The organism is Streptomyces sp. NPDC050636, assembly GCF_040654775.1.
Taxonomy (GTDB): domain Bacteria; phylum Actinomycetota; class Actinomycetes; order Streptomycetales; family Streptomycetaceae; genus Streptomyces.
Genome location: NZ_JBFAIP010000020.1, coordinates 14271 through 38763, shown reverse-complemented (window position 1 = coordinate 38763; position 24493 = coordinate 14271). Strand labels below are relative to the sequence as shown.

Sequence of the window (24493 nt, the reverse complement as noted above, 5' to 3'; positions counted from 1 at the left end):
GTTCACACGCAGCACACGCCGGTTCCACCGGCCACCTGATGCACGGCCCGGGTTGAGGGACCCGGGTTCGCCGCCGGGGCGGGGTGCGCCCCGGCGGGTGCGGGACGGGCGCGAGCAGTGGCTGAGGCTGCTCGCACCCGTCCGGCAGACGGCACTTCGGACTTCGTCTAGGCTGGCCGTGCAACTGGTTCGCCCTGCCCGCCAGGCAGGCGCGTCGCAAGAGGGAACCCGGTGGAATTCCGGGACTGCCCCGCAGCGGTGAGTGGGAACGAACGCCGTCATACGCACTGGGCCCGGTCCGGGTCTGGGAAGCGACGGCCAGTAGGTGTCCGCCTTGGCGGATGTGCCCGCGAGTCCGAAGACCTGCCCGTTGCCCGCGCGCGACCGAATCGTGCGCGGAGATCTCGGTGACCTTCGAGGGCGGGTCGGCGTACATACAGGCGGCACGCGCGGCGCCATCGCGCGGTGGTCCGCCCGGTGTGCTGACCTTCGCGGTCTTTCGCGTCCTCGACCCGTCCCGGGTTCGTATGGAGACACGCTCGCGAAGGAGAGTTCCGTGACCAGCAAGTCCGCAGCCGCGGCAGCACGCGCCACCGTGCACGGCTACCCCCGTCAGGGGCAGCACCGGGAACTGAAGAAGGCCATCGAGGGCTACTGGAAGGGCCGCGTCACCGCCGACGCCCTCCGCAGCACCGCCGCCGAACTGCGCCGCGGCAACTGGCGGCAGCTCGCCGGGGCCGGTGTCCACGAAGTGCCGACCGGCGACTTCTCGTACTACGACCACGTCCTGGACACCAGCGTGATGGTCGGCGCGATCCCGGCCCGGCACCGCGCCGCGGTGGCCGCCGACCGGCTGGACGGCTACTTCGCGATGGCCCGCGGCACGCAGGACGTGGCGCCGCTGGAGATGACCAAGTGGTTCGACACCAACTACCACTATCTCGTACCGGAGTTGGGGCCGGACACGGTCTTCACGGCGGACTCCGCCAAGCAGGTCGGCGAGCTCCGTGAAGCCCTCGCGCTCGGCCTCGCCGCCCGCCCGGTCCTGGTCGGCCCGGTCACCTACCTCCTGCTGTCCAAGCCCGCGCCCGGCGTCGCCGCCGAGTTCGACCCGCTGACGCTGCTCGACCGGCTGCTGCCGGTGTACGAAGAGGTGCTCGCCGATCTGCGGGCCGCCGGCGCGGAGTGGGTGCAGCTGGACGAGCCGGCGCTGGTGCAGGACCGCTCCCCCGCCGTGCTCAATGCCGCCGCCCGTGCCTACCGCGACCTCGGCGCGCCCGCCGACCGTCCCAAGCTGCTGGTCGCCGCCTACTTCGACCGTCTGGGCGACGCCCTGCCGGTGCTGGCCAAGGCGCCCGTCGACGGTCTCGCACTGGACTTCACCGGCGCCGCGGCCGCCAACCTCGCCGATCTCGCGGCCGTCGGCGGACTGCCCGGCAAGCGCCTGGTCGCGGGCGTCGTCAACGGCCGTAACGTCTGGATCAACGACTTCGAGAAGTCCCTGGCCACCCTGGGCACCCTGCTCGGTCTCGCCGACCGGGTCGACGTCTCGTCGTCCTGCTCCCTGCTGCATGTCCCGCTGGACGCCACCGCCGAGCGGGACATCGATCCGCAGATCGCCCGCTGGCTCGCCTTCGCCCAGCAGAAGACCACCGAGATCGTCACCCTGGCCCGCGGCCTGGAACAGGGCACCGACACCATCGCCGCCGAACTCGCCTCGAACCGGGCCGACTTGGCGTCCCGCGCCGGTTCCGCGCTGACCCACGACCCGGCGGTACGGGCCCGCGCCGCGGCCGTCACCGACGCCGACGGACGCCGCTCGCAGCCGTACGCTGAGCGGGCCGCCGCCCAGCGCGCCCACCTCGGGCTGCCGCTCCTGCCGACGACCACCATCGGCTCGTTCCCTCAGACCACCGCACTGCGCGCGGCCCGCGCCGAGCTGCGCGCCGGGCGTATCGACACCGCCGCGTACGAGGAGCGCATCGCGGCCGAGATCCGGGACGTCCTCGGCTTCCAGGAGAAGGCCGGGATCGATGTGCTGGTGCACGGCGAGCCCGAGCGCAACGACATGGTCCAGTACTTCGCCGAGCAGCTCACCGGCTACCTCGCCACCCAGCACGGCTGGGTGCAGTCGTACGGCACCCGCTACGTCCGGCCGCCGATCCTGGCCGGCGACATCTCCCGCCCCGAGCCGATGACGGTGCGCTGGACGACCTACGCCCAGTCGCTCACCGACCGCCCGGTCAAGGGTATGCTCACCGGCCCGGTCACCATGCTCGCCTGGTCCTTCGTCCGCGACGACCAGCCGCTCGGCGACACCGCCCGCCAGGTGGCGCTGGCACTGCGCGACGAGGTCAACGACCTTGAGGCGGCGGGTAGTTCGGTCATCCAGGTCGACGAGCCGGCGCTCCGTGAGACGCTGCCGCTGCGGGCCGCCGACCACGCCGACTACCTCGCCTGGGCCACCGAGGCGTTCCGCCTGAGCACCAGCGGGATCCGGCCGGACACCCAGATCCACACCCACATGTGCTACGCGGAGTTCGGCGACATCCTGCAGGCCATCGACGACCTGGACGCCGATGTGATCAGCCTGGAAGCGGCCCGTTCCCATATGCAGGTCGCCGGGGAACTCGCCACCGCCGGCTATCCGCGCGAGGTCGGCCCCGGCGTGTACGACATCCATTCCCCGCGCGTCCCGAGCGCCGAGGAGGCAACGGCGTTGCTGCGCAAGGGACTTGAGGCCATTCCTGCCGAGCGGCTGTGGGTCAACCCCGACTGCGGTCTGAAGACCCGCGGCTGGCCCGAGGTCAGGTCCTCCCTGGAGAACCTGGTCGCGGCGGCCCGCGAGATCCGGGGCGGCCTGACGGCATCCTGATCCGGCATCCGGCGGTGGCGGGGGCCGGCCCTGGGTGCGCGCGGCACCTTGGCTCCCAGGGCCGGCACTCGGCTTTTCGCTCAACAGCCGCCCGGCGGGACATGAGCGGAAAGCGGCGCGCCTGCCTGCGAACCACCGGCCTGTTCGCGAATACCCATTCTTAACGGATGCCCGCCACGCCCGCACTCCCACCGCCTCCCTTCGAGTGGAAGGTATCCCGCAGTGGAATGGACCGGCGACGTTCGGCTCTCGGCCGGGGCATTCCTTATTCGTACGCCTTCCGGCTCGGGTACCCGCCCGGGCGAGGTCGGACTACGGCACTCCTTGGGGTGCCCTGATGGAGGGAGAACGTTGATGCGTATCCGCACCATAGCCGCCGCCAGTGCTCTGACCGTCGCTGCTCTTCTCGGCATAGCGGGCATGGCTGCCCCCGCGTCCGCTGACAGCGGCAAGGACCAAGAAATCTTCTGGCCCGGAAATGGCATTTTCTGGCCGGGAGACGCAGTGTTCTGGCCCGCGACGGATAAAACAGGCGATGTGAAGTGAACTGAAACAACGCCTCCGTCTTCGGTCCCCTGAATATGGACCGACGCCGGCCAAAGAGCGGCCCGGCCCGGTACCCGTTGAGGGCCGGGCCGTAGCTTCATGACCGGCTGCTGGTGGGTCACCGGGCCCCGGCCCGGACGCTCATGTCCGGGCCGGGCCCGTTCAGCGGTTCACTGGTTCACCGGTTCACTCAGCACTTCAGCCGGCGGGTCACTCGCGATACCTCAGCCGGTGATGATCGCCGGGTCGCTCACACCCGGCTCGCCGTTCTCGACGTGGCCGGCCAAGCGGCGCAGGTAGCCGGTGTCCGTGTCGGAGACCACCGTCAGGTCGTACCAGCGCTTGCTGCCCCGCAGGTCCACCGTCTGCTCCACGGTGGCGCCCGCCTTCACCTTGAACGTCTCGCCCGCGCCGCCGTACGCGTTCGTCACGGTGAGGTTGACGTCGGCGGAGCCCGCGTTCGTCAGGGTCAGCTTGATGTTGCCGCTGGCCTTGTCGTGGCGGGCGGTCACCTCGGGGCCGGCGGTCTTGCCGGGGCCCTTGAAGACGCGCAGGAAGCCGTTGGGGCCGAACACCGACAGGTCGTAAGCGTCCTTGGAGTACGCCGAGTTCCAGGTGTCGGAGATCGTCTTGCCGGCCTCCGTGGTGTACGTCCAGGGGCCGTCGGTGCGGTTGCCGGAGCGTACGTGGAAGCAGGCGCCGGCCGTGTCGCCGCCGCTGAAGGTGAGGGTGAACTTCCCGGCCGCCGGGTCGGCGGCGCCGTCGGCCAGGGGCGCGTACCTCAGCGGGCGCGAGGGGCGGGAGCCGGACTCCTGCTTGGGCAGAGCCGGGTTCGCGGGGGCGTGCGGGACGTAGTCGGGGTGGCGCTCGTGGTCCGGCGGCTCGTAGCCGGCGGTGTCCGGGAGCTCCGCCGGGGCGGTGTCCTTGCCACTGAAGTCGAAGGCGGAGGTGAGGTCGCCCGCGACGGCGCGCCGCCACGGCGAGATGTTCGGCTCCTTGACGCCGTGGCGCTTCTCCATGAACTGGATGATCGACGTGTGGTCCAGGACCTCCGAGCACACGAACCCGCCGGTGCTCCACGGCGAGACCACGATCATCGGGACGCGCTGGCCCATGCCGTAGTGGCCCGCGGCGTAGCTCGCGTCGCCGGGGAAGTGGTCCAGGGCGGTGTCGACGGTGGACTTGCCCTGGTCGGCGGAGGACGGGACGTACGGCGGGACGACGTGGTCGAAGTAGCCGTCGTTCTCGTCGTAGGTGATGAAGAGGGCGGTCTTGCTCCACACGTCCGGGTTGGCGGTGAGTGCGTCCAGGACCTGCGAGATGTACCAGGCGCCGTAGTTCACCGGCCAGTTGGGGTGCTCGCTGAACGCCTCGGGCGCGGCGATCCAGGAGATCTTCGGGAGCTTGCCCGCCTTCACATCGGCCTTGAGGACGTCGAAGTAGCCGTCGCCCGCCTTGGCGTTGGTGCCGGTGCGGGCCTTGTCGTAGAGCGGGTCGCCCGGCTTGGCGTTGCGGTACTTGTTGAAGTAGAGCAGCGAGTTGTCGCCGTAGTTGCCGCGGTAGGCGTCCTCTATCCAGCCCCACTTGCCGTTCGCGTCGAGGCCGTCACCGATGTCCTGGTACACCTTCCAGGAGACCCCGGCCTGTTCCAGGCGCTCGGCGTACGTCGTCCAGTCGTACCCGAGCTCCGCGTTGCCGAGGACCGGGCCGCCGCCCTTGCCGTCGTTGCCGACATGGCCCGACAGCATGTAGTAGCGGTTGGGGTCGGTGGCCCCGATGAACGAACAGTGGTAGTCGTCGCAGACGGTGAACGCGTCGGCGAGCGCGTAGTGGAACGGGATGTCCTGCCGGGTCAGATACGCCATCGTGCGCTCGGACTTGGCGGGAATCCACTGGTCGTACTTGCCGTTGTTGAACGCCTTGTGGCCACCCGCCCAGTCATGGTCGAGGCCCGCGATGAACTGCATGCCGAGGTCCTCGGCGTCCGGGTGGAAGGGCAGCACTTCCTTGCCGCCGTCGGGCTGGTTCCACACCGGCTTGCCGTTCGGCAGCGTCACGGTGCGCGGGTCACCGAAGCCGCGTACGCCCTTCATCGTGCCGAAGTAGTGGTCGAAGGAACGGTTCTCCTGCATCAGCACGACGATGTGCTCGACGTCCTGGATGGAGCCGGAACGGCGCGCGGCGGGGATGGCCGCGGCACGGGCGATGCTGCTCGACAGCGCCGCGGCGCCCGCGGAAGCGCCGGCGATCTGGAGGAATCGCCGCCGGTTGAGTTCAGCCATGATGAGGGGACCTCTTGGAGTGTGGGGCAACAGGAGTCAGCAGAGTGTTCCAAGAGGACCGAGGCGCAGGGAAGGGGTGGTGTCGCTTGCGTGAAAAGTCACGGTACGTGTGACGAACAGGCCGGCCAGGGGTGCAGGGCGGAGGGCGCGGGGCGCACCACGCGAGGCGGCCGCCCCCGCAGGCGCGGGGACGGCCCTGCCACACCCGGCCACCGCTCTCCGCATCGAAGAACCTGACGGGTGGTGACCTCCGGGTGGTGACCTCCGAGTGGTGACCTCCGCCCTGCTTGTGGCCTTTGCCCTGCTAGCCGGTGGTCGAGGCCGTCGCCGGCCGCGCCTTCACGGCCGGGGTCAGACGGCCCGTGCGGTGCAGCCCGTACAGGGCGGCGGCGCAGGCCAGACCCAGCACCGGGAGGGCGATCCACGGCAATGCGGGTATGCCGGCCGTCCGGGAGGCGTCCAGCGCCGCGCCGGTGAGCAGATTGCCAAGGGTGATGCCGACGCCGCAGATGGTGTTGTAGAGCCCGTAGTGGGTGGCGACCAGGCGGTCACCCGAGAGCCGGACGATGGTGTCCATCTCGAACGGGTACGTGATCATCGTTCCGACGGCGAGCAGCAGCGCGGAGAGTGCCGGTGGAACCGCGGCGAGCGCCCAGCGGCCGAGGCCCGCCTCGGGCACGGGCAGCGCCGAGGCCGCCAGCAGCGGGACGAAGGCCAGCCCCATCGTCAGCAGGCCCCAGGCGAGGGCGCGGCCGGCCGGCATCCGGGCCTTGCACCAGGTCGTCACCCGGGTCTGGCCCAGGATCGTGCTCAGCCCGGAGACCGCGAAGAGCACCGCCACCGCCGCCGTGCCGAACTCCCCCTCGCCGCCCAGCCGTCGTACCTCCAGCGGCAGCGCCAGGTAGACCTGGAAGGACAGCACATACGAGCCGATCATGGCTCCGGAGAAGAGCAGGAACGGCCGGTTGGCCAGGATGCCCCGCCACTGGGACAGCACGCTCCCCTCGGCGCCGCCCCGTACGCGCTGTTCCGCGCGGGCCGGGAGCGCGCGGATCTGCACCACGCTCAGCAGCGCGAAGATCCCCGCCGCGACCAGGCAGGTGACGCGGAAGCCGACGCCGGTCAGCACCATGCCCACCAGCGGGCCGAGCAGAATGCCCGCTTGGTAGAAGACGTTGAACAGCGCGAAGGCCTCCAACCTGCGCTCCCCCGCCGCCACGGCCAGATACGCCCGGACCGCCGGGTTGAACAGCGCCCCGGCCAGCCCGGTGGCCGCGGACGCCGCCAGCAGCGCGGGCAGCGAGTCCACCAGACCGAGCGTCGCGAAGCCGGCGGTACGCAGCAGGCAGCCGGCGACGATCAGCGGTTTGTAGCCGAACCGGTCGGCGAGCGCGCCGCCGACCAGGAACATTCCCTGCTGGCTGAAGTTGCGGACGCCCAGGACCAGTCCGACCAGCCAGCCGGCCAGGCCGAGGGTCCCGGAGAGGTGGGCGGCCAGGTACGGCATGAGCATGTAGAAGCCGAGGTTGATGGTGAACTGGTTCACCATCAACAGCTGGGCGCTGCGCTCGTAGGAGCGCAGCTGCGCGAGGGTGCCTTTCACCGGGCCTCCCCCGCCGCGTCGGAGAGGGCCGGCACCACCACGGGCGCCTCAGCGCCGGCCAGGCCGAGGGGGTCGGCCACGGCGGCGCACCGGCTCCAGGCCGTGACCTCCTTCTCGTCCAGGCTGCTCACCGTCTCCGGCTCCTCCGCCGGCGGTGCGTCGAGGAGTCCATGGGCGGCGCAGTAGTCGTCGTCGTACACCGTGCCCAGATAGCGCTGCGGCCCGTCCGGGAAGACCGCCGCGATACGGGTGCCCTCCGGCTGGGTACGGCTCAGCCAGCCGGCGACCAGCGCGACCGCTCCGACGCTCCAGCCGCCGGTGGCGTAGTGCGAGGCCGCCAGTCGGCGGCAGGTCCACACCGCTTCGCCCGGTGCGACCCAGTGCACCTCGCTGAACTGGTCGTAGGCGACATTGCGCGGATAGATGCTGGACCCCAGCCCGCGCATCAGCCGGGTGCGGGCGGGCTGCCCGAAGATCGTCGAGCCGATGCTGTCGACGCCGACGAGGCGCAGCGCCGGGTAGAACTGGCGCAGCACCCGGGAGACGCCCGCGGAGTGCCCGCCGGTGCCGACGCTGCACACCAGGACGTCGATATGGCCCAGCTGGGAGGCGAGTTCGAGGGCCAGCGGAAGGTACGCGGTGGTGTTGTCGGGGTTGTTGTACTGGTCCGGGCACCACGAGCCGGGGTGTTCGGCGAGCAGTTGGGCGACGCGGTCGCGGCGGGCCTGCTGCCAGCCGCCGCCGGGGTGCGGTGCGGGGACCAGGTCGACATCCGCACCGTACGCGGTGAGCAGCCGGGTCATGGAGGGCTCCAGGCCGGGATCGGTGACCAGGCTGACCGGATGGCCGTACACCATCCCGGCGAGCGCCAGGCCGAGCCCCAGGGTCCCGCTGGTGGATTCGATGATCCGGCCACCGGGCCGCAACTCGCCCCGGGCGCGGGCGCGTTCGACCATGTGGAGTCCGGGCCGGTCCTTGATGCCGCCCGGGTTACGCCCCTCCAGCTTCGCCCAGAAGCCGCGGCCCGCCGGGGCCAGTGGCTCGGATATGTGCAGGACGGGCGTGTTGCCGACCAGACCGGACATACCGGAGGCGCGGGCGGAGCCGGATATCCGGGTGTGGGGTTGTGTGGGGTCTTGAGCGGGGACGGAGTGGGCTGCCGTGGGAACGGAGTGCATGATTCGCTCTCGTTCGGTGTTCGTGGACAGGGGCGCTCGTCTCGCGCGCCGGACCGACCGGGGCAGGGTGTACGACGGTGCTCCGGGTGGCGGCGCGCGGCGGCCGGACGGTGCGCCCGGCCGCGGCGGCTGCTCCTATCTGCGGCACCGGCAGAGGGCGGCGAGCGTGGACCGGCCGGTGGGCGCCGGTCTGCGCCGCGGGGATGCGCTGCGTACGGCGGGCGGGGCAGTGGCGGCCTGGACGGCCGCCCCGAGGAGCGCGGGCGCGGTCGCCTCCGCGGCCGACCGGCTCTGCGGCGAGCGGCCGTCCGTACCGGGCGCGCAGTGAGAAGGGGAGTGCGGACCGTGCGATTGCGCGGCCGCCGCCACCGGGGTGTGGCGCTCGGCGGACACCGCCGGAGAGCGGGCCGTACGGGAGTGCCCGTCACTGCCGGCATCGCCGCTCACACCGCTGCCGGCGGAACACGCGATCGCGGACAGCAGCAGGCCGCCCCAGAGCAGCAGAGTGATCAGCCGGCGGGGCCGGGACGTTTCGGGGCAGGGGTATGGACGGGCGCGGGTACGGAAGGGCACGGGTCCTCCGGGACGTAGCCGTCGCGTGGGGGACGGGCGTACATGGAGTCGGCAGAATCGGCGGGATCAGCAGGCGCGGCGAGGGGACGACGGCGCAACGCCGTGCTCAAGCAAGCCGCCGGGCATCCGGGCATTCGGGCATCCGGACAGCGCAGCTCTGGGCCGGAATTGGCCGGAAATCTAGACCTGCTGAACTACGGAACCCGTGGCACTTCTCAACGGAGGAAGCGTGGACGTGCCACCGGCCACCCCGAACCGGCCCTGCGCGGGCGCGGGGACAGCGGAGTCCGTGGTGGGCGCGGCACAGGGAGCGGGCAGTTCGGCGCCCTGCTGCGGCTGGCCGGACACGCATGTCTCGGCCTGGTGATGCGCGGGAGTACCGCCGCCGCCTTCGTCAAGTACCGGGGTCTGCACGGCCGTTGGCGAGGAGACAGGCGGGGCGGCGTGGCCGTGCGGACCGCCGTGGGAAGACGCCGCGACCGGCGCGGCAGCGGCGAGATGGGCCTGGCTGCTCCCCGCGCAGGCACCGTGCACGATCACCACGCCGAACAGCAACGCGGCCAGCCACAGCGCACGAAGCGGAACCGCTGATATGCGGTCCCGCGCGACACCGATGGGCGACCTGGCCGTTGCCATGCCGTGAGCGTAACCGGAGAGAAGGGGCCGATGTGAGGGGCGTCCGGTATGAGAGGCGGTTACCGGCCGGATGCGACGGGGCCTGAGCGCCCGTCAGCGCCTCGCCCTCACACGAGGCACGAGGCCACCGCGGGAGAAACGGCGGAAGCAGCGGGCGACTCCTCGGAATCGGAAGCGGCCTCGGGCGGGACCTCCGGCCGGGGCTCCGGCGGCACGACCGGCGGCTCCTCCGGCGTCCCCTTCGCGTCGGGCACGCTGCGCAGCGGCCCCCGCGACGTCAGCGGGGTCTTTCGGGCCGCCTCCACCCTCCGGGTGAACCAGATGACCTTGCCGTCCGCGGTGGCGCAGGTGCCCCAGCTGTCGCTGAGTACCGCCACCGCCGAGAGTCCGCTACCAGCGGCGCTCTCCAGCCGTGGAAGCGGTGGCCCTTGGTCGGCGACGGAGGCGGTGAGATGCCGGCCGGTCCAGCGGAGTTCGACGACGCACCGGGCTTCCGGGCCGATATGGCGGTGGACGTTGGTGAGGAGTTCCACCACTCCCCGACAGACGGGCGCGATATGGAGTTCGAGATTCCAGTACCGCAGGTGGGCGGCCACAATGCGCCGGACCTGCGGGACGCGCTCCGCCGAAGCATGCAGCTCGACCGTGTAGTGGTGGCGGCTGTTGGAAGGTGTCATGTCATGGCTCCTCACCGCGAGGCTCACGTACTTCACCTCGTCGGACCAACGAACCCCGAACACGAAGAGTGAGCAAATAGTCACGTATGGGTCATGGTGACCCGAGGTGCCGGCATCCGCAACAGATCGGACCCACGACAGATCAGGTCCACGACAGATCAGGTTCGTGACAGATCGGATCCGCGACACATCACAGATGGGGCAGGACCTTGTCCGGGGTGAGCGGGAGGTCGCGCAGGCGGACGCCGGTGGCGTGGTGTACGGCGTTGCCGATGGCGGCCGCGGTGCCGACGATGCCGATCTCGCCGATGCCCTTGCTGCCCATCGGGTTGAGGTGCGGATCCCGTTCGTCGAGCCAGTGCGCCTCGATCGCGGGGACATCGGCGCAGGCCGGGACGTGATAGGCGGCCAGGTCGCGTTCGGCGAAGTCGCCGAAGGCGGCGTCCAGTCCACTGCCTTCCGTCAGCGCCATGCCCAGCCCCATGGTCATCCCGCCGATGAACTGGGAGCGCGCGGTACGGGGGTTGAGGATATGGCCGGCCGCGAACATGCCCAGGAGGCGGCGTACCCGGATCTCCCCCGTGATCGTGTCGACCTGGACCTCGGCGAACTGGGCGCCGAAGGAGTGACGGGCGTACGGGCTCTCCTCGGCGGCTTCCTGGCGGGTGTCCGCGGTGACCGTCACCCCGTCGGCGGGAAGCGGTCCTGCGTGGTCGCGCAGGCGCGTCACCAGCTCGGTACAGGCCTTGTGGACGGCCCAGCCCCAGGATCCGGTGCCCGCGGAGCCGCCGGCCAGCATCGCGGGCGGCAGATCGCTGTTGCCGATCTCGATGCGGACCCGCTCCTCGGAGGACGCGCCGAGCGCGGCGGCGGCGATCTGCGCGAGGACGGTACGGGCCCCGGTGCCGATGTCGGTGGCGTTCACGCGGATGCGGTAGCCGCCGTCGGCGTCGGCGTGCGCCTCGGCGGTGGATCCGGCGAGGTAGATGGGGTAGGTGGACGCGGCGACGCCCGTGCCCACCAGCAGGTCGCCTTCGCGGCGGACGGCCGGTCGGGGATCCCTGGGCAGCCAGCCGAAGCGGTTCGCGCCCTCCCGGAGGCAGCCGACGAGGTGCCGGCTGCTGAAGGGGCGTCCGCTGTCCGGCTCGGTGTCCGGTTCGTTGTGCACCCGCAGTTCGACGGGGTCGATGTCCAGGAGGACGGCGAGTTCGTCGACGGCGGACTCCAGGGCGTACATGCCGGGGGCCTCGCCCGGTGCGCGCATCCACGACGGGCTCGGTACGTCCAGCGCGGTGACGCGGTGCGCGGTGCGGCTGTGGGGCGCGGCGTACATGACGCGGGCCGGGACGGCCGCCTGCTCGACGAACTCGGTGACCCTGGAGGTGTAGGTGGTGATCTCGTGCGCGAGGGCGGTGATGATGCCCTCGGTGGTCGCGCCGATGCGTACCCGCTGGATGGTGGGTGCGCGATGGCCGACGACCGCGGCCATCTGACTGCGCGGCAGGGACAGCTTGACGGGGCGTCCGGTGTGCCGGGCGGCCATCGCGGCCAGTACGACCTGGGGGCGGGGCGTCCCCTTGGAGCCGAAGCCGCCGCCGACGTGCTCGGAGACGACGGTGACCTCGCCCTTGCCGATTTTGAAGAGCGCGGCGAGGTCGTCGCGCACCTTGGTGGAGCCCTGGCTGGAGTCGTGGACGGTCAGATGGCCGTCGTCCCATTGGGCGGTGGAGGCATGCGGCTCCATCGGGTGGTTGTGCAGCGGGGTCATGGTGTAGGTCGCGTCGAGCTTGATCAGCGCGGCCGCGAACGCCGCCTCGAAATTGCCCCGTTCACGGACTCCGGGGAAGCCGCCGTTGACCGTCTCCGGCAGGTGCAGACCCGGGTGGCCGGCCGAGAAGCGTACGTCGTGGTCGGCGGTCTCGTAGGTGATACGGACGGCATCGGCGGCGTCGCGGGCGGCTTCGAGGCTGTCGGCGACGACGAGCGCGACATACCAGCCGCGGTGCGGGACGCGGTCTTCCTGGAGCACCGCCAGGATCGGGTCGTCGGCCGAGCCGAGCCGGGGCGCGTTCTCATGGGTCAGCACCGCGCATACGCCGGGCAGCGCGAGCGCCTCGGTGGTGTCCACCGCGATGATCCGGCCCCGGGCGACGGTCGCCGGCACCGGCCAGGCGTAGGCGCAGTCCGGCGGGGTGTGTTCGGCCGCGTAACGGGCGGTGCCGGTGACCTTCTCGCGGCCTTCCCGGCGGACGGGCGAGGTGCCCAGGGGGTGCGGGGGTGTGCCCTGCGGGAACGGATCGTGGGTCATGGCGCGCGTCCTCGGTTGGTGGGCTCGTTCGTAGTGCTTCCCTGTGCTTCCCTGTGCTTCCTTGTGCGTCCCGTCAGCTGCGGGCGGCGAGTTCGGCCAGCACGCCGACCGTGAGGTTACGGGCCAAGGGGACCTTGAAGCCGTTCTCGCGCAGCGGCCGGGCGGCGGTGAGTTCGGCGTCGGCCGCGCGGCCGAAGGTGCCCTGGGTGGCGGGGGCGCCGAGCAGGACCTCTTCGGCCGCGCGGGCGCGCCAGGGCCGGTGTGCGAGCCCGCCGAACGCCAGCGCCGCGTACCGCACGACGCCGTCCCGCACATCGAGCACGGCCGCGATGGAGATCAGGGCGAAGGCGAACGAGGCGCGGTCGCGGGCCTTCCGGAAGCGGGAGTGCGCGCCGGGCCGGCCCGGCGGGAGGCAGACGGCGGTGATGAGTTCCCCCGGCCGGACCACCGTGTCCCGTTCGGGCCGGTCGCCCGGCAGCCGGTGGAAGTCCGTCACCGGCACCTCACGCTCACCATCGGGGCCATGCAGGTGAACCGTCGCGTCGAGCGCGGCGAGGGCGACCGCCATATCGGACGGCTGGGTGGCGACGCAGTGTTCGGAGTGGCCGAGTACGGCGAGATCCCGGTGGGCGCCGTCGCGGGCCGGGCAGCCGGTGCCCGGCGCGCGTTTGTTGCAGGGCTTGGAGGTGTCCTGGAAGTACGTACAGCGGGTCCGCTGGAGCAGGTTTCCGCCGGTCGTCGCGGTGTTCCGCAGCTGCCCCGAGGCACCGGCCAGCACCGCCTGCGACAGGACGGGATAGCGGTCGCGCACCGCGACGGCCGCGGCGAGATCGCTGTTGCGGACCATCGCACCGATCCGCAGTCCGCCGTCCGGCAGCTCCTCGATGCGGTCGAGCGGCAGCCGGCTGACATCGATGAGCAGCGGCGGGGTCTCCACCCCGAGCTTCATCAGATCGACCAGATTGGTACCGCCGCCGAGAAAGCGGGCACCGGGGTGATCGGCACCGGCCCGTACGGCCTCGTCGACGCTCCCGGCCCGCAGATAGCCGAACGGCTTCACTCCGCCCCACCTCCCACAACACTGCCGGCACGGCCACCCCGGGCATCTCCGGCAGCATGTGCCTCACGTGTGTCACCGACCGCGTCGACGATGCGGGGATAGGCGCCGCACCGGCACAGGTTGCCGCTCATCCGTTCCCGGATCTCGTCGGGGGTGAGCTCCACCGGCGTCCCGGAGGGCGCGGTGTACGGCGTGACATGCGACGGGAAACCGTCCGCCGCCTCCGCCAGCACCCCGACCGCCGAACAGATCTGCCCCGGCGTGCAGTAACCGCATTGCAGGGCGTCCCGGTCCAGGAAGGCTTTCTGCAGCGGATGCAGCCGCTCCCCGTCGGCGAGGCCCTCGACGGTGGTGATCTGCCGCCCGTCCTGCGCCACGGCCAGGAGGAGGCAGCTGTTGGCGCGCCGCCCGTCGACGAGCACTGTGCACGCGCCGCACTGGCCGTGGTCGCAGCCCTTCTTGGCGCCGGTGAGACCCAGGCGCTCGCGGAGCACGTCCAGGACCGTGGTCCGGTGGTCCAGGGTCAGGGGGTACGGCGTTCCGTTGACATCCAGGACCAGATCGGAGCGCTCGTCGGCCGCCGACAGCGGCCGGTCCGCGTCCGCCGGTTGATGGGTGGACTCCACTCGCTCGCGCCCTTTCCGGTCCGAACCATGAGATCTGCCTGCGCCAAGAGATTCGTTTGCGTCATGCGATCCGTCTGACAAGCCATGCGATCCGTCTGAGCCGGGGGCTTCCTGCCTACCAGGAGACGGCGGCGGCCGCGCGTCGGCGGCCGGGCATCGGCGGCCGGGCTACCTCCGGGTCTCCAGCCGCAGCTGGACCTCCTGCTCCTGGTCGCCGGCGGCGGTGCCGAGCACCCGCACCGCGAACGCGGACGCCAGGCCCTGACGCAGCCGGGCCACCGCCCAGTAGCCGCCCTGGATATTGACGATCACCGGCTCCCTCAACGGCCGGGGCTCCGCCTCCGCTCGGAGGTCGGTCACGTCGACGGTCGCCGTCCACACGGTCGCTCCCGGCCCCGGCACTTCCTCCGGCACATCGTCCGCCGGACGGTCGGAGACAAAGGTCGTGCGCAACGCGCTGAAGACGGCGTGCGCGTCCTCGGTCGCGCAACTGTCGACCTCCACCACGACCTCGGCCGAAGGGTGTTCCGCGTGTGTCACCTGTTCCGCGCTGTTCACTGTGGGGCCTTCCTGTGGGAGCCGAACCCTTCCAGGCTCGCCCGCCGGCCCGGTGTGTGCGACCTGAGACTCGAACGAGTGATGTGAACGGACGCAACGGCACAATGCACCCCACAGACGTTACTGTGTGTAGTCAGAGCAAACGCTTTGTAGCGGCAGTGGCACCTGGTGTGCCAGCTGCTTGCCGCCCGATCCCCCGTAGGGAGAGCTCCGTTGACCAGTACCACCATCGACCACCGCGCCACCGGCTACAGCCTCGACCACGCGCTGAGCATGGCCCGTGCAGCCGAGCTCGCGTACAAGGACGAGAAGACCATCGAAGCCACGTCCCACGAGTGGGGTTTCAACCGGGTGCGCCATCACCACACCCGGTTCACCCCGCCGTTCCCGCTGGAGGACACCCAGGCGTACACCCTCGCCGGGAAAGACATGATCATCACCGCCTTCCGGGGGACGCAGCCCGTGGAGCTGCGCGACTGGCTGTCCGACGCCACCACTCCGCCCTGGCCCGGCCCCGGTGGCAAGGGGTTCATCCACTACGGCTTCGGTGAGGCGCTGAAAGCCGTCTGGCCGCAGGTCCTCGCCGCCATCGAGGAGTTCCGCGACAACAACCAGACCGTGTGGTTCACGGGCCACAGCCTCGGCGGCGCACTGGCGATGCTCGCCGGTGCCCAGCTGCACTTCGAAAAGCCGGGCCTGAAGGCCGACGGCGTCTACACCTTCGGCCAGCCCCGCACCTGCGACCGGCTGCTGGCCAAGGAGTTCGACGCGGCCTTCACCAACCGTATGTACCGCTTCGTGAACAACAACGACATCGTGCCCCAACTCCCGCCGGAGCCGGTGTTCCACCACGTCGCCGCCGTGCGGTACATCGACTCCAAGGGCGCCCTGCACGACGGCATGCCGGTGGTCAGCGGCCTGTTCGACCGCGCCAAGGGCCTCACGGCCGACGTTCTCGCACCGGCCTCCGACGGCATCCGCGACCACTTCATCGACGCGTACGTCAAGGCGTTGGAGAAGGCCCGGAGCTGACGACCAGGGGGCGGGGGGGACGGGGGACGGGGAGGGGGCCGAGGGGGGCGGGGCGAGCCAAGCTCGGTTGGATCGGCCGGCTCAGATCGGCTGAGTCAGGTTGACCGCGTTGCCGTCCGGGTCCTGGATATGGGCGACCCGCTGCCCCCACGGCATGTCGTTGGGCGGGCCGAGCACCTTGCCGCCCAGGGGTGCCACCCGTTCCAGGAGGCCGTCCACGTCCTTGACCATGATGCTGAGCAGGATCCGGGTGGGGCTGCCGGTGTCGACGCTGTTGTCCGTCACGATGCCGAGTTCGCCGTTGCCGACCCGCAGCCCTACGAAGAAAGTCGGCCCCTCTTCAGGGACGCGGCTGGTTTCCTCGGCACCGAGCAGATCGGTGTAGAAGCGCTGCAGACGGTCGAGGTCAGGGGTGACGATGATCGGCTGGACGGCGGCGGGTGTGGCGGCAGACATAACTGTCCTCCTGTGGCGAGGTCCGTTGAGCTGAGCTGCCCGGTGCCGGTGAGGCGGGCCCCGGGTGTTTTCGGGCTTTCTTTGTGCCCCGGTTGTTTCGGGCCTTCTTGCAGATGTGTAGACCTCGCCCAGGCGGCTGACTCATCGGTCGTGCAGCGGCGTGTTCCGGAGGGGGAATTCTTCCGGAAGGGGACCTCGGTACGTCTCCTCAGGTGCACATGGCCGCTTCGGCGGCGTACGCGTGCGCGTGCGGCGTGTCCACGAGGGCCGGCCGGCGGGGCGGGGCGGTGAACGTGGCGTCGGCCGCCCGGGCGATGATTTCGACCTCGTCGCCGAGCGCCCATTCGGCGGCCCGGGAGGACATGGCGGCCGGGACCGCTTCGCTGATGCCGGGGGCCGCCGGGATGTCGTAGGTGGCGTGGCCGTCGTGCGGCAGGACGACGCGGAAGCCCAGCGCCAGGGCCGTGCGCGCGGTCGCGGCGACGCACATTTCGGAGAGCACACCGCAGATGGCCAGCGCCTGGACGCCGGCGCCGGTGAGCAGGGGACCCAGCGGGGTGTCCTCGAAGCCGTCATCGTCCATCTTGCGGACCACGGTCTCCCAGGGGCCGGGTTCGACGGGCAGGTGGAGTTCCCAGCCGGGCGTCTCCGGCTCGTCGACGGCTCCGGGCGGCCCGTCGTTCTGCAGATGCACGACCAGGGCTCCGGCGGCGCGGGCTCGGGCGATCAGGTCCCGGCTACGGTCCAGCACCCGGGCCGCGTCGGGGACCGCTTCGTCTCCGGAGACGAAGGCCGACTGGACGTCGACGACAAGCAGGGCTTCGACGGGGCTGATCGGTGTCTCGGTCATGCGCACCATCTTGCGGGCGGGGCACGGCGGCGATCCCCGCGCCCGATGGAATCCGGACACGCGGCGCTGAGCCGTACGGGCTCTCATCGTTGCCACGGGCATCCACCCGGACGGATCATCCCGTACGGGAGGCCCATTCGAGGACGCCCGCAAGCACGACCGACACGAGGACGACCCGGACCACCCGAACGACCCGGATGACCTGGATGACCTGCACGACTTGCAGGGCCTGCACGACCTACACGACCTGCACGACCCGGACGAGAACGACGACGCTAGGGAGATGCCACCGTGGAACGAACCTCCTTGGAACCGGACTCCGTCGAGCCGGCCACCGTCAACGGCCACTGCGCACCGGGCTTTGAGGGCGTACGCACCACATTCGAGCGAAACTTCCGGGACCACGGCGACGTGGGCGCGGCGGTGACCGTGACAGTGGACGGCGAGGCGGTCGTCGATCTGTGGGGTGGCCACGCGGACGGGGCCAGGACCCGCGCATGGAAGCGCGACACGCTGGTGAATGTCTACTCGACGACGAAGGGGATGACCGCGCTCTGCGCGCATCTGCTGGTGGACCGGGGCGAGTTGGACCTCGATGCGCCGGTCGCCCGCTACTGGCCGGAGTTCGCTCAGGCCGGCAAGCAGGACATACCCGTGCGCTGGCTGCTCAGCCACCGCGCCGGCCTGATCGCGCCCCGTGAGCGGCTGGCTTTCCCGCGTGCGTACGACTGGGACGACGTGTGCGCGGCGCTGGCGGCCGCCCGCCCCTGGTGGGAGCCGGGGACGGCGCAGGGCTATCACGCGATGGCCTTCGGGTATCTGGTCGGCGAGGTCGTCCGGCGGATCAGCGGGCAGTCGCTCGGCGCGTTCCTGCGCAGTGAGATCACCGAACCGCTCGGTGCCCAGGTGTTCATCGGCACCCCGACGGAGGAGCACGCCCGGTGCGCGGACATGGTCGGGCAGCTGAACGAGGCGCGGCTCGCGGAGCGGTTGCCCGGCTTCCCGAAGCCGCCGTTCACCGCGCTGTCCGACCATCCGCTGGCCGCCGTCGCGCTGGCGCTGACGTATATCCCCACCGGCGATGTCAACAGCGCCGCCTACCGCTCCGCCGAGATCCCGGCGGGGAACGCCCATGCCACGGCCCACGGACTGGCCACCGTGTACGGCGCCCTGGCACGCGGCAAGCTGGTCCGGCCCCGCACCCTGGAAGCGATGCGCCGACCGCAGAGCCTTCCGGGCGAGCGCGACCTGGCCCTTGACGCACTCGCACCGGCCGGAACGCAAATCCGCTGGGGGCTGGGTTACATGCTCAACCAGGGCCAGGCCGGGCCCAATCCCCTGGCGTTCGGACATGGCGGGGCGGGTGGCTCGTACGCCTTCGCGGATCCGGAGAACCATGTGTCCTTCGCGTACACGATGAACAAGTTCGGCGGCGACACCACGGGTGATGATCCGCGTAACCGCGGCCTGGTCACGGCTGCGTATGAGGCTCTGGGGCGGACGAGGGGGTAGGTCGCTGCCATTGGACGCTGAGTGTCGGACCGCTCACCAGTGGTGACAGGGCTGGGTGGCGGACGCCGGAGGGCGCCGCCTGCACCCCGCGTGATGCCGATCGCGATCGCCAGGCGCAATAATGGATAAATGCGGCACGGATCCGGTCCTGGCGCGGGTGTGACAGGCCCGGGAGAGGGCGTGGTGAGCATGGACAGGGACGAGTCGGTTCACGAGGCGTATGCCTTCGTCTGCCTGCACTGCGGACACGGGTGGGAAGAGGCGTACGAGATCCGCCACTCCCTCGATCTGGCCGGCCGGCGGCGCGCCGACTACTTCGCCCACGGAAGCCGGGTCGTCTCCCCGCTGACCCGCGCCGACTGCCCGTCCTGCAAGCGCGGCCCCATCCGCATCCTGCGCCCCGGCCGGGTGGACGCGGCCCGCTCGTTCCTCCACCTCCCCTCGCCCATGTAGTTCACGTAACCCCTGTCCATGCAGCTCAGGTAGCGCAGGTAGCTAGGCAGCTCGGGCAGCTCAGTTGGCTGACGGTGGACGCCGCTGGTCACCATCCCGTGTAGAGCAGATGGTTGATGAGGAGTGCCAGGGCTGCCTGGGCGGTCAGCCAGTGGCGGTGCCGGGCCGCGGGCAGCAGAGCGGTCGCAGGCAGCAGCCAGATGGCGAAGGGCAGCCAGATGCGTTCCGTCTCCGCCTTGCTCATCCCGGAGAGATCGGCCGTGAGGAGTGCGATCAGGGCGGCCAGGACGAGGAGGACAAGCCGGTCGGACGGGGTCCGGAGGAGCGTGGGGCCGGGCGGAGCCGGTGGGATCGTGCGGGGCGGGCGGCGCAGCTGCTGCCGGAGGGCGGTGGGGGCTGCCGCGAGGGTGCGGCGGAGGCCGGCGACCGTGGCGAGGCCGGTGATCAGGACGGTGCAGGCGAGGTTGCCCCAGATCCAGTAGGCGTAGGGGCGGACGGCCGCGGCGCCTTGGTAGTAGCGCTCGACCAGCAGGAAGTATCCCTCCCACCAGGTGAATCCGGCGAGGGTGAAGGCGGTCGCGACGGCGGCCGCCCCCGCCAGTACGAGGGGCAGCGGGCGGACTGTGCGGGTGATCAGCAGTACCCCGGCAGCGACGAGTGCCATGAGGGTGAGGCCGTACGAGAGGTAGCCGGTCAGGCCGAGCAGCAGCCCTGAGGCCAGGGCTGCTGCCGCTGGAGCGCGGGTGGTTCGGGTCGCGGCGAGTGCGAGGAGGGCGAGCGCCCAGGCGGCGACGGCGGCGAAGTAGCCGTCCGCGGACGTGCCGACCCAGACGGCGGCAGGTGCCAGCGCGAGGAACGGGGCGGCCCGGCGCGCGGTCGGCTCGTCGGTGAGGGCGCGCAGCGCGATGAGGACGGCGGCCACGGCGGAGCTGCCGACGGTGATGCACCAGATCCCGGCCCAGGCGCCGCCGCCCAGGCCGATGCGGTCAAGGCCCACGAAGGTGAGGACCGCGGCCGGCGGATGGCCTGCGACATGGGCGGGCCAGTGGTCCGGCGCGTTGTTGAGGATGTGGTGGGTGAAGTCGCGCAGCGCCGGGCCGAGATCGTCGAAGCGGCGGATGACCGTCAGATACTCGTACTCCGTGGTGAGCCGCCCGGCGATACCGGTGTGCCAGCCGTCGATCAGGGCCAGCGACCACGTCCAGGCCAGCGCCGCGGCCCAACCGGCCGGGACGAGGGCGCGCCAGGTCAGCCGGGCCGCAAGCGGGGGGCCGTACACGATCACGATGGCGGCGACGGTGAGCGCGGCGGGGGTGCCGGGGCCGAGGTGCGGGAACCATGAGGCGTACAGCGGGGGCAAGTTGACGTGCAGGCTGCCGTTGGAGCGCTGGATGACGGTGCCGACGACGGCGGCGACGGCGACGAGGAGGACGCTGGCCGCGGCGGCGAGCAGATCGGGGCGGTGGGAGGGCCCGGTGTGTTCCTCGGGGGGCGCGGTGCGGTCTTCGTCGGGGGTCGCGGTGCGGTCTTCGGGGGTCACATCGGCACGCTAGGGCGTCGGCGGACCGCTACGGCGGTTCGGCGGCGGTGGCGTCATCGATCCGTCAGATCTTCCGCGGTCCGTCAGATCTTCCGCGGTCCGTCAGATCTTCCGCGGTCCGTCAGTTCTTCCTGCGATCCGTCAGTTCTTCCTGCGATCCGTCAGTGCCTCCGTTCCGCCGACGTCAGGGTTTCGTCATGCGTCGCAGCGCCCTCGGCACACCGGTCGCGGCATACCGTCGGGACAGGACTTGCCCGTCCAGGCGGCGGACCGTCGTCGCGCCAACCGCCGAGGAAGATCATGGGTGCCCACCACCGCTTCACTCCGCCCACGTCGCCGTCCTTCTGGCGCAGTCCGCTGCGCGGTCCCCGGCTGACGGCGCTGCTCGGTGTCGTCCTGCTGGCCGGTATCACGCTGCTGTTCGTGACCGGGATGCTGTCGTACGCCGCGTACAACCCCAATCTGGCGAGCGTCAACGACATGACGCCGGACAAGGGCCTGCTGGGCTTCTATCTCTTCGACTGGCCGACCGCCCCGTACTGGCTCTACCGCGTCGTCCAGGGCCTTCATGTCACCGTCGGTGTCGCGCTGGTGCCGATCCTGCTGGCGAAGCTCTGGTCGGTGATCCCGAAGCTCTTCGCGCTGCCGCCGGCCCGGTCCCTCGGGCATGCGCTGGAGCGGCTGTCGCTGCTTCTGCTGGTCGGCGGGGCGCTGTTCGAGTTCGTCACGGGGATCCTCAACATCCAGCTGGAGTACCTCTTCCCCGGGTCGTTCTATCCGCTGCACTTCTACGGGGCGTGGGTGTTCACCGGGGCGTTCGTCGCCCATGTCGTGCTGCGCTTTCCGCGGACCGTACGGGCGCTGCGCGAGCGTACGGACCCCGGGGCGGACGCCGACTCCACCGGGCTGGTGGCGCCCCGACCGGATGCGCCGACGGTCTCACGGCGCGGTGCGCTGGCGCTGGTGGGCACCGGATCGCTGCTGCTGCTCGCGACGACGGCGGGGCAGAGCATCGGCGGGTGGTGGCGCCGTACTGCCCTGCTGGCGCCGCACGGTGGCGCCGACCCGGGCAGCGGACCCAACGGTTTCCAGATCAACAAGACCGCGGCGTCCCGCGGCATCCGGCCGCACGATATCGGCGACGACTGGCGGCTGACGGTCGAGGGCGGCGGGCGACGGGTGCGGCTCAGCCGTGCCGACCTGCTGAAGTTGCCGCAGCACGAGGCGGCGCTGCCGATCGCCTGTGTGGAGGGCTGGTCGACGGACGATCAGCGGTGGAGCGGGGTGCGGCTGCGCGACCTCGCGGCGCTGGTGGGGCTCGGCGAGCAGCCGCCGGACGTACTTGTCGAGTCGCTTCAACTGCACGGCGCGTTCCGGCGGGCGGCGCTGCGCGACAACCAGGTGCGTGACGCGCGGTCACTGCTCGCGCTGCGGGTGGGCGGCGCGGATCTGTCGATGGACCACGGCTATCCGGCGCGCATCATCGTTCCGGCGGCGCCCGGGGTGCTCAACACGAAGTGGGTGGCCCGTATGACCTTCGGGGAGCTGTGATGGTGGCACGAAGGAAACGATCAAAACAATCGAGTCAATGGGATCAAGCGGATCAAGCGAAACGACCGGCGCGGGGGAAGCGGGAGGCTCGGCTGGCGCGGTTGCAGCGGGCGGTGGTGCTGGCGCTGCCCGGACGCGCGAATCGGGCCCAACGGGCTCAACGGAACGGGAGGGGGAAGCGACGGCACCGCTGGTACGGCGAGGGACCGCTGCATCTGGTGCTGATGCTCGGCTCGTTCGCGCTCACCGGCTATGCGGGGTTGCGGCTGCTGGCAGGTGAGCATTGGCCGCTCGTGGTCGTGTGGTTCGTCGGGGCGGCGCTGCTGCACGATCTGGTGCTGCTGCCGCTGTACGCGCTCGCCGACCGGGCGGTGCGCAGGGTCACGGCGGGGACCGGCCGGCACCGGGCATGGACCCTCTACGTCCGGGTCCCCGCCGCCCTGTCCGGGCTGCTGCTGTTGGTGTGGTTCCCGCTGATCGCGGGTTCGGCGGGCGCGAGGAGCTCGGCGGGCACGGAGGGCACGGAGGGATCTGCGGGGTCTGCGGTGCGCGGCTCGGCGGCGCATTACGAGGCCGCCACCGGCCTCCCCGGTGATGTCTTCCTGTCCCGCTGGCTGCTGATCACCGCCGGCCTGTTCGCCCTCTCGGCCTTGTGGCTGCTGTGGCGTACGGCTCAGCCGTGGCTGTCCGGTATCCCACGGCGGCGGCGCAGCGCGACAAAGCAGCGTCCGGCAGCCGGCAGCTGACCCACCTCTCCCGTGGGGACGCCGTCGGCGACGGTCCACTGCTCGACGGGTGCCCAGCCCGCTGCCGTCGCGTACCGCAGCAGCGCGGGGGTACCCACCCGGGCCCAGGAGAAAAGGCCGCCCTGTTCGCGGTGCACGCCGTGCCCGTTGGCGACCCGGACCTGGACCCGTTCATCGACATCCGCCGGTGTGGTCTCCACGATCAGCAGCCCACGGCGGCAGACCAGTTCCGCTGTCCTGGCGAGCAAGGCGCTCGGGTCGCCGCCAATGCCTATATTTCCGTCCAGCAGCAGGGCAGTGCCCCAACTCCCTTCCCCTGGAAGGGAGTCGAAGACCGATCGGCACAGCGCGGCGCCACCGATGGCCGCCGTACGAGCCACCGCCGCCTCGCTGACATCGATACCGAGTGCCCGGCGGCCCTGCGCGGCGAGGGCGGCGACCAGCCGGCCGGGTCCGCAGCCGATGTCGAGAACCGTGCCCTCGCAGCGGCGCAGCGCCGACAGGTCCGCGGCGTCCGCCCCGGCGCACCAGCGCTCAACCTCCAGCGGCAGCAGCCAGCCGTCGGTACGGCGCAGGAACAGCGGGCCGCGGCCGCTGCGCAGCGCGTCGGCGTACGGGTCCGCGCACCAGGAGACGGCGTCGCGGGCGGTGGGCGTCGCAGCAGGGGCGGCCGGCGCGGAGGGCTGCACGGGGGTGGTCCGTGCGGAGGGGAGTGTGGGCGGCATGGTGGTGCTCACCGCCCGATGGCCGGGGTCAGGCGGGCGAGGGTGGCGGCGAACCGTCCGCCGGGCGCGGCCGCCGCGACCTTCCCGGCATCGTCCGCCGTGTCGACATCGCGCAGCGGCGGCAGTTCGCGCACCCGGAGTCCGGCGGCGGCGAGCCGGGCGCGCTGGGCGGCGCCGGTGCGGTCGGTGGACATCGGGATGCCGCGCAGCAGCCGCGGGTCGGGGACCGCCAGACCGAGCGCCCAGAACCCGCCGTCCTCGGCCGGTCCGATCCAGGCATCGCAGTCCTGCCAGGCACCGAACTCCAGGGCCGGGGCGAGGAGTTGGGAGGTCACCTGTGGTGTGTCCATGCCGATGAGCAGCGTCGGGCCGGCACTGTCGGCGAAGGCCGCGGCCAGCCGCTCATCGAGGCCGCCGGCGCACTGCGGCCGGACGTCGAAGCCGGCCGGCAGCCAGCTCCCCGGCCGCCCGTCGAGGACGACGACGCGCCGCCGGGCGGGCATGACGCATACCGCCTGGAGGGTGTCGTGCAGCGCGGCCTCGGCCAACTGGGCGGCCTCGTACGGGGTGTAGGGCGGCGTGAGGCGGGTCTTGACCCGGCCGGGCACCGGTTCCTTGGCGATGACCAGGACCGTCGTCGGCCCCGGGCGATCCGTCGTCGGCCCCGGACAACCTGCGGCTGCGCTCATCGGGCGGTTCCCTCCTT

General features: G+C 71.4%; 22 protein-coding genes and 1 riboswitch. Of the genes, 8 read left to right on the top strand and 14 right to left on the bottom strand.

Annotated features, from left to right (window positions below):
• Window positions 1-168: 168 nt before the first annotated feature.
• A riboswitch (cobalamin riboswitch) is annotated at window positions 169-386 on the top strand.
• Between the two features lie 170 nt (window positions 387-556).
• Together metE and AB0I10_RS17835 are read left to right on the top strand one after the other, a co-directional pair.
• Window positions 557-2875, top strand: coding sequence for a 5-methyltetrahydropteroyltriglutamate--homocysteine S-methyltransferase (metE, locus tag AB0I10_RS17840; RefSeq protein WP_363153403.1), 2319 nt, complete (start codon window positions 557-559; stop codon window positions 2873-2875).
• Between the two features lie 354 nt (window positions 2876-3229).
• The gene (locus AB0I10_RS17835; RefSeq protein ID WP_363153402.1) at window positions 3230-3421 is read left to right on the top strand and encodes a hypothetical protein; all 192 of its coding nucleotides are present in this window, start codon (window positions 3230-3232) and stop codon (window positions 3419-3421) included.
• Between the two features lie 224 nt (window positions 3422-3645).
• On the opposite strand, the gene AB0I10_RS17830 is transcribed toward AB0I10_RS17835, so the two are convergent.
• The 3 genes from AB0I10_RS17830 to AB0I10_RS17820 form a co-directional block, all read right to left on the bottom strand.
• Complete coding sequence (locus AB0I10_RS17830) at window positions 3646-5703, bottom strand: phosphocholine-specific phospholipase C (protein ID WP_363153401.1); 2058 nt, start codon at window positions 5701-5703, stop codon at window positions 3646-3648.
• A gap of 304 nt (window positions 5704-6007) precedes the next feature.
• Window positions 6008-7306, bottom strand: a complete 1299-nt coding sequence (locus AB0I10_RS17825; RefSeq protein WP_363153400.1) for an MFS transporter — start codon at window positions 7304-7306, stop codon at window positions 6008-6010.
• Window positions 7303-8391: a PLP-dependent cysteine synthase family protein gene (locus AB0I10_RS17820; protein WP_363153455.1), complete on the bottom strand. Its 1089-nt coding sequence runs from the start codon at window positions 8389-8391 to the stop codon at window positions 7303-7305. The genes AB0I10_RS17825 and AB0I10_RS17820 overlap by 4 nt, the downstream gene beginning before the upstream one ends.
• 91 nt (window positions 8392-8482) lie before the next feature.
• On the opposite strand from AB0I10_RS17820, the gene AB0I10_RS17815 reads away from it, so the two are divergent.
• Window positions 8483-8812, top strand: coding sequence for a hypothetical protein (locus AB0I10_RS17815; protein WP_363153399.1), 330 nt, complete (start codon window positions 8483-8485; stop codon window positions 8810-8812).
• A gap of 425 nt (window positions 8813-9237) precedes the next feature.
• Here the strand turns inward: AB0I10_RS17815 and AB0I10_RS17810 are convergent, their stop codons facing one another.
• The 6 genes from AB0I10_RS17810 to AB0I10_RS17785 form a co-directional block, all read right to left on the bottom strand.
• A complete protein-coding gene (locus tag AB0I10_RS17810) occupies window positions 9238-9693 on the bottom strand; it encodes a hypothetical protein (RefSeq protein WP_363153398.1) in 456 nt (151 codons plus the stop codon).
• Window positions 9694-9800: 107 nt separating this feature from the next.
• Window positions 9801-10370 (bottom strand): ATP-binding protein, encoded by a 570-nt coding sequence (locus AB0I10_RS17805; RefSeq protein ID WP_363153397.1) that lies wholly within the window; start codon window positions 10368-10370, stop codon window positions 9801-9803.
• 190 nt (window positions 10371-10560) lie between these two features.
• Entirely contained in the window at window positions 10561-12678 is a 2118-nt protein-coding gene (locus tag AB0I10_RS17800) for a xanthine dehydrogenase family protein molybdopterin-binding subunit (RefSeq protein WP_363153396.1), read from the bottom strand.
• A gap of 73 nt (window positions 12679-12751) precedes the next feature.
• On the bottom strand, window positions 12752-13738 hold the full coding sequence (locus AB0I10_RS17795) for a xanthine dehydrogenase family protein subunit M (protein WP_363153395.1): 987 nt from the start codon (window positions 13736-13738) through the stop codon (window positions 12752-12754).
• Entirely contained in the window at window positions 13735-14364 is a 630-nt protein-coding gene (locus tag AB0I10_RS17790) for a 2Fe-2S iron-sulfur cluster-binding protein (RefSeq protein WP_363153394.1), read from the bottom strand. Before AB0I10_RS17790 ends, AB0I10_RS17795 begins: the two co-directional genes overlap by 4 nt.
• Window positions 14365-14532: 168 nt before the next feature.
• Window positions 14533-14922 (bottom strand): hypothetical protein, encoded by a 390-nt coding sequence (locus AB0I10_RS17785; protein WP_363153393.1) that lies wholly within the window; start codon window positions 14920-14922, stop codon window positions 14533-14535.
• 213 nt (window positions 14923-15135) lie between these two features.
• On the opposite strand from AB0I10_RS17785, the gene AB0I10_RS17780 reads away from it, so the two are divergent.
• The gene (locus tag AB0I10_RS17780; RefSeq protein WP_363153392.1) at window positions 15136-15954 is read left to right on the top strand and encodes a lipase family protein; all 819 of its coding nucleotides are present in this window, start codon (window positions 15136-15138) and stop codon (window positions 15952-15954) included.
• A gap of 81 nt (window positions 15955-16035) precedes the next feature.
• On the opposite strand, the gene AB0I10_RS17775 is transcribed toward AB0I10_RS17780, so the two are convergent.
• Together AB0I10_RS17775 and AB0I10_RS17770 are read right to left on the bottom strand one after the other, a co-directional pair.
• Window positions 16036-16410 (bottom strand): VOC family protein, encoded by a 375-nt coding sequence (locus AB0I10_RS17775; protein ID WP_363153391.1) that lies wholly within the window; start codon window positions 16408-16410, stop codon window positions 16036-16038.
• Between the two features lie 208 nt (window positions 16411-16618).
• A complete protein-coding gene (locus tag AB0I10_RS17770) occupies window positions 16619-17260 on the bottom strand; it encodes an isochorismatase family protein (protein ID WP_363153390.1) in 642 nt (213 codons plus the stop codon).
• Between the two features lie 291 nt (window positions 17261-17551).
• Between AB0I10_RS17770 and AB0I10_RS17765 the strand changes: the two genes are divergently transcribed.
• Both AB0I10_RS17765 and AB0I10_RS17760 read left to right on the top strand, forming a co-directional pair.
• Window positions 17552-18772 (top strand): serine hydrolase domain-containing protein, encoded by a 1221-nt coding sequence (locus tag AB0I10_RS17765; protein ID WP_363153389.1) that lies wholly within the window; start codon window positions 17552-17554, stop codon window positions 18770-18772.
• Window positions 18773-18961: 189 nt separating this feature from the next.
• Window positions 18962-19225: a hypothetical protein gene (locus AB0I10_RS17760; RefSeq protein WP_363153454.1), complete on the top strand. Its 264-nt coding sequence runs from the start codon at window positions 18962-18964 to the stop codon at window positions 19223-19225.
• Between the two features lie 88 nt (window positions 19226-19313).
• Here the strand turns inward: AB0I10_RS17760 and AB0I10_RS17755 are convergent, their stop codons facing one another.
• Window positions 19314-20678 (bottom strand): hypothetical protein, encoded by a 1365-nt coding sequence (locus tag AB0I10_RS17755; protein ID WP_363153453.1) that lies wholly within the window; start codon window positions 20676-20678, stop codon window positions 19314-19316.
• Between the two features lie 387 nt (window positions 20679-21065).
• Here AB0I10_RS17755 and AB0I10_RS17750 point away from each other — a divergent pair, with 387 nt between their 5' ends.
• Complete coding sequence (locus AB0I10_RS17750; protein WP_363153388.1) at window positions 21066-22316, top strand: molybdopterin-dependent oxidoreductase; 1251 nt, start codon at window positions 21066-21068, stop codon at window positions 22314-22316.
• A gap of 224 nt (window positions 22317-22540) precedes the next feature.
• Window positions 22541-23062 (top strand): hypothetical protein, encoded by a 522-nt coding sequence (locus tag AB0I10_RS17745; protein ID WP_363153452.1) that lies wholly within the window; start codon window positions 22541-22543, stop codon window positions 23060-23062.
• Here the strand turns inward: AB0I10_RS17745 and AB0I10_RS17740 are convergent.
• Window positions 22990-23799 carry a methyltransferase domain-containing protein gene (locus AB0I10_RS17740; protein ID WP_363153387.1) on the bottom strand — a complete coding sequence of 270 codons (810 nt, stop codon included), beginning with the start codon at window positions 23797-23799 and terminating at the stop codon, window positions 22990-22992. The genes AB0I10_RS17745 and AB0I10_RS17740 overlap by 73 nt on opposite strands.
• Window positions 23796-24476: a DUF2064 domain-containing protein gene (locus tag AB0I10_RS17735; RefSeq protein ID WP_363153386.1), complete on the bottom strand. Its 681-nt coding sequence runs from the start codon at window positions 24474-24476 to the stop codon at window positions 23796-23798. Before AB0I10_RS17735 ends, AB0I10_RS17740 begins: the two co-directional genes overlap by 4 nt.
• Between the last annotated feature and the right edge of the window lie 17 nt (window positions 24477-24493).

Bases quoted from the DNA above. Each gene is read 5' to 3' on its own strand.
- AB0I10_RS17760 (WP_363153454.1), top strand. From the start codon at position 18,962: ATGGACAGGGACGAGTCGGTTCACGAGGCGTATGCCTTCGTCTGCCTG.
- AB0I10_RS17735 (WP_363153386.1), bottom strand. From the start codon at position 24,476: ATGAGCGCAGCCGCAGGTTGTCCGGGGCCGACGACGGATCGCCCGGGG.
- AB0I10_RS17745 (WP_363153452.1), top strand. From the start codon at position 22,541: ATGCTCGGCTCGTTCGCGCTCACCGGCTATGCGGGGTTGCGGCTGCTG.
- AB0I10_RS17805 (WP_363153397.1), bottom strand. From the start codon at position 10,370: ATGACACCTTCCAACAGCCGCCACCACTACACGGTCGAGCTGCATGCT.
- AB0I10_RS17820 (WP_363153455.1), bottom strand. From the start codon at position 8,391: ATGTCCGGTCTGGTCGGCAACACGCCCGTCCTGCACATATCCGAGCCA.
- AB0I10_RS17810 (WP_363153398.1), bottom strand. From the start codon at position 9,693: ATGGCAACGGCCAGGTCGCCCATCGGTGTCGCGCGGGACCGCATATCA.
- AB0I10_RS17835 (WP_363153402.1), top strand. From the start codon at position 3,230: ATGCGTATCCGCACCATAGCCGCCGCCAGTGCTCTGACCGTCGCTGCT.
- AB0I10_RS17800 (WP_363153396.1), bottom strand. From the start codon at position 12,678: ATGACCCACGATCCGTTCCCGCAGGGCACACCCCCGCACCCCCTGGGC.
- AB0I10_RS17815 (WP_363153399.1), top strand. From the start codon at position 8,483: ATGATTCGCTCTCGTTCGGTGTTCGTGGACAGGGGCGCTCGTCTCGCG.
- AB0I10_RS17775 (WP_363153391.1), bottom strand. From the start codon at position 16,410: ATGTCTGCCGCCACACCCGCCGCCGTCCAGCCGATCATCGTCACCCCT.
- AB0I10_RS17830 (WP_363153401.1), bottom strand. From the start codon at position 5,703: ATGGCTGAACTCAACCGGCGGCGATTCCTCCAGATCGCCGGCGCTTCC.
- AB0I10_RS17750 (WP_363153388.1), top strand. From the start codon at position 21,066: ATGGGTGCCCACCACCGCTTCACTCCGCCCACGTCGCCGTCCTTCTGG.
- AB0I10_RS17770 (WP_363153390.1), bottom strand. From the start codon at position 17,260: ATGACCGAGACACCGATCAGCCCCGTCGAAGCCCTGCTTGTCGTCGAC.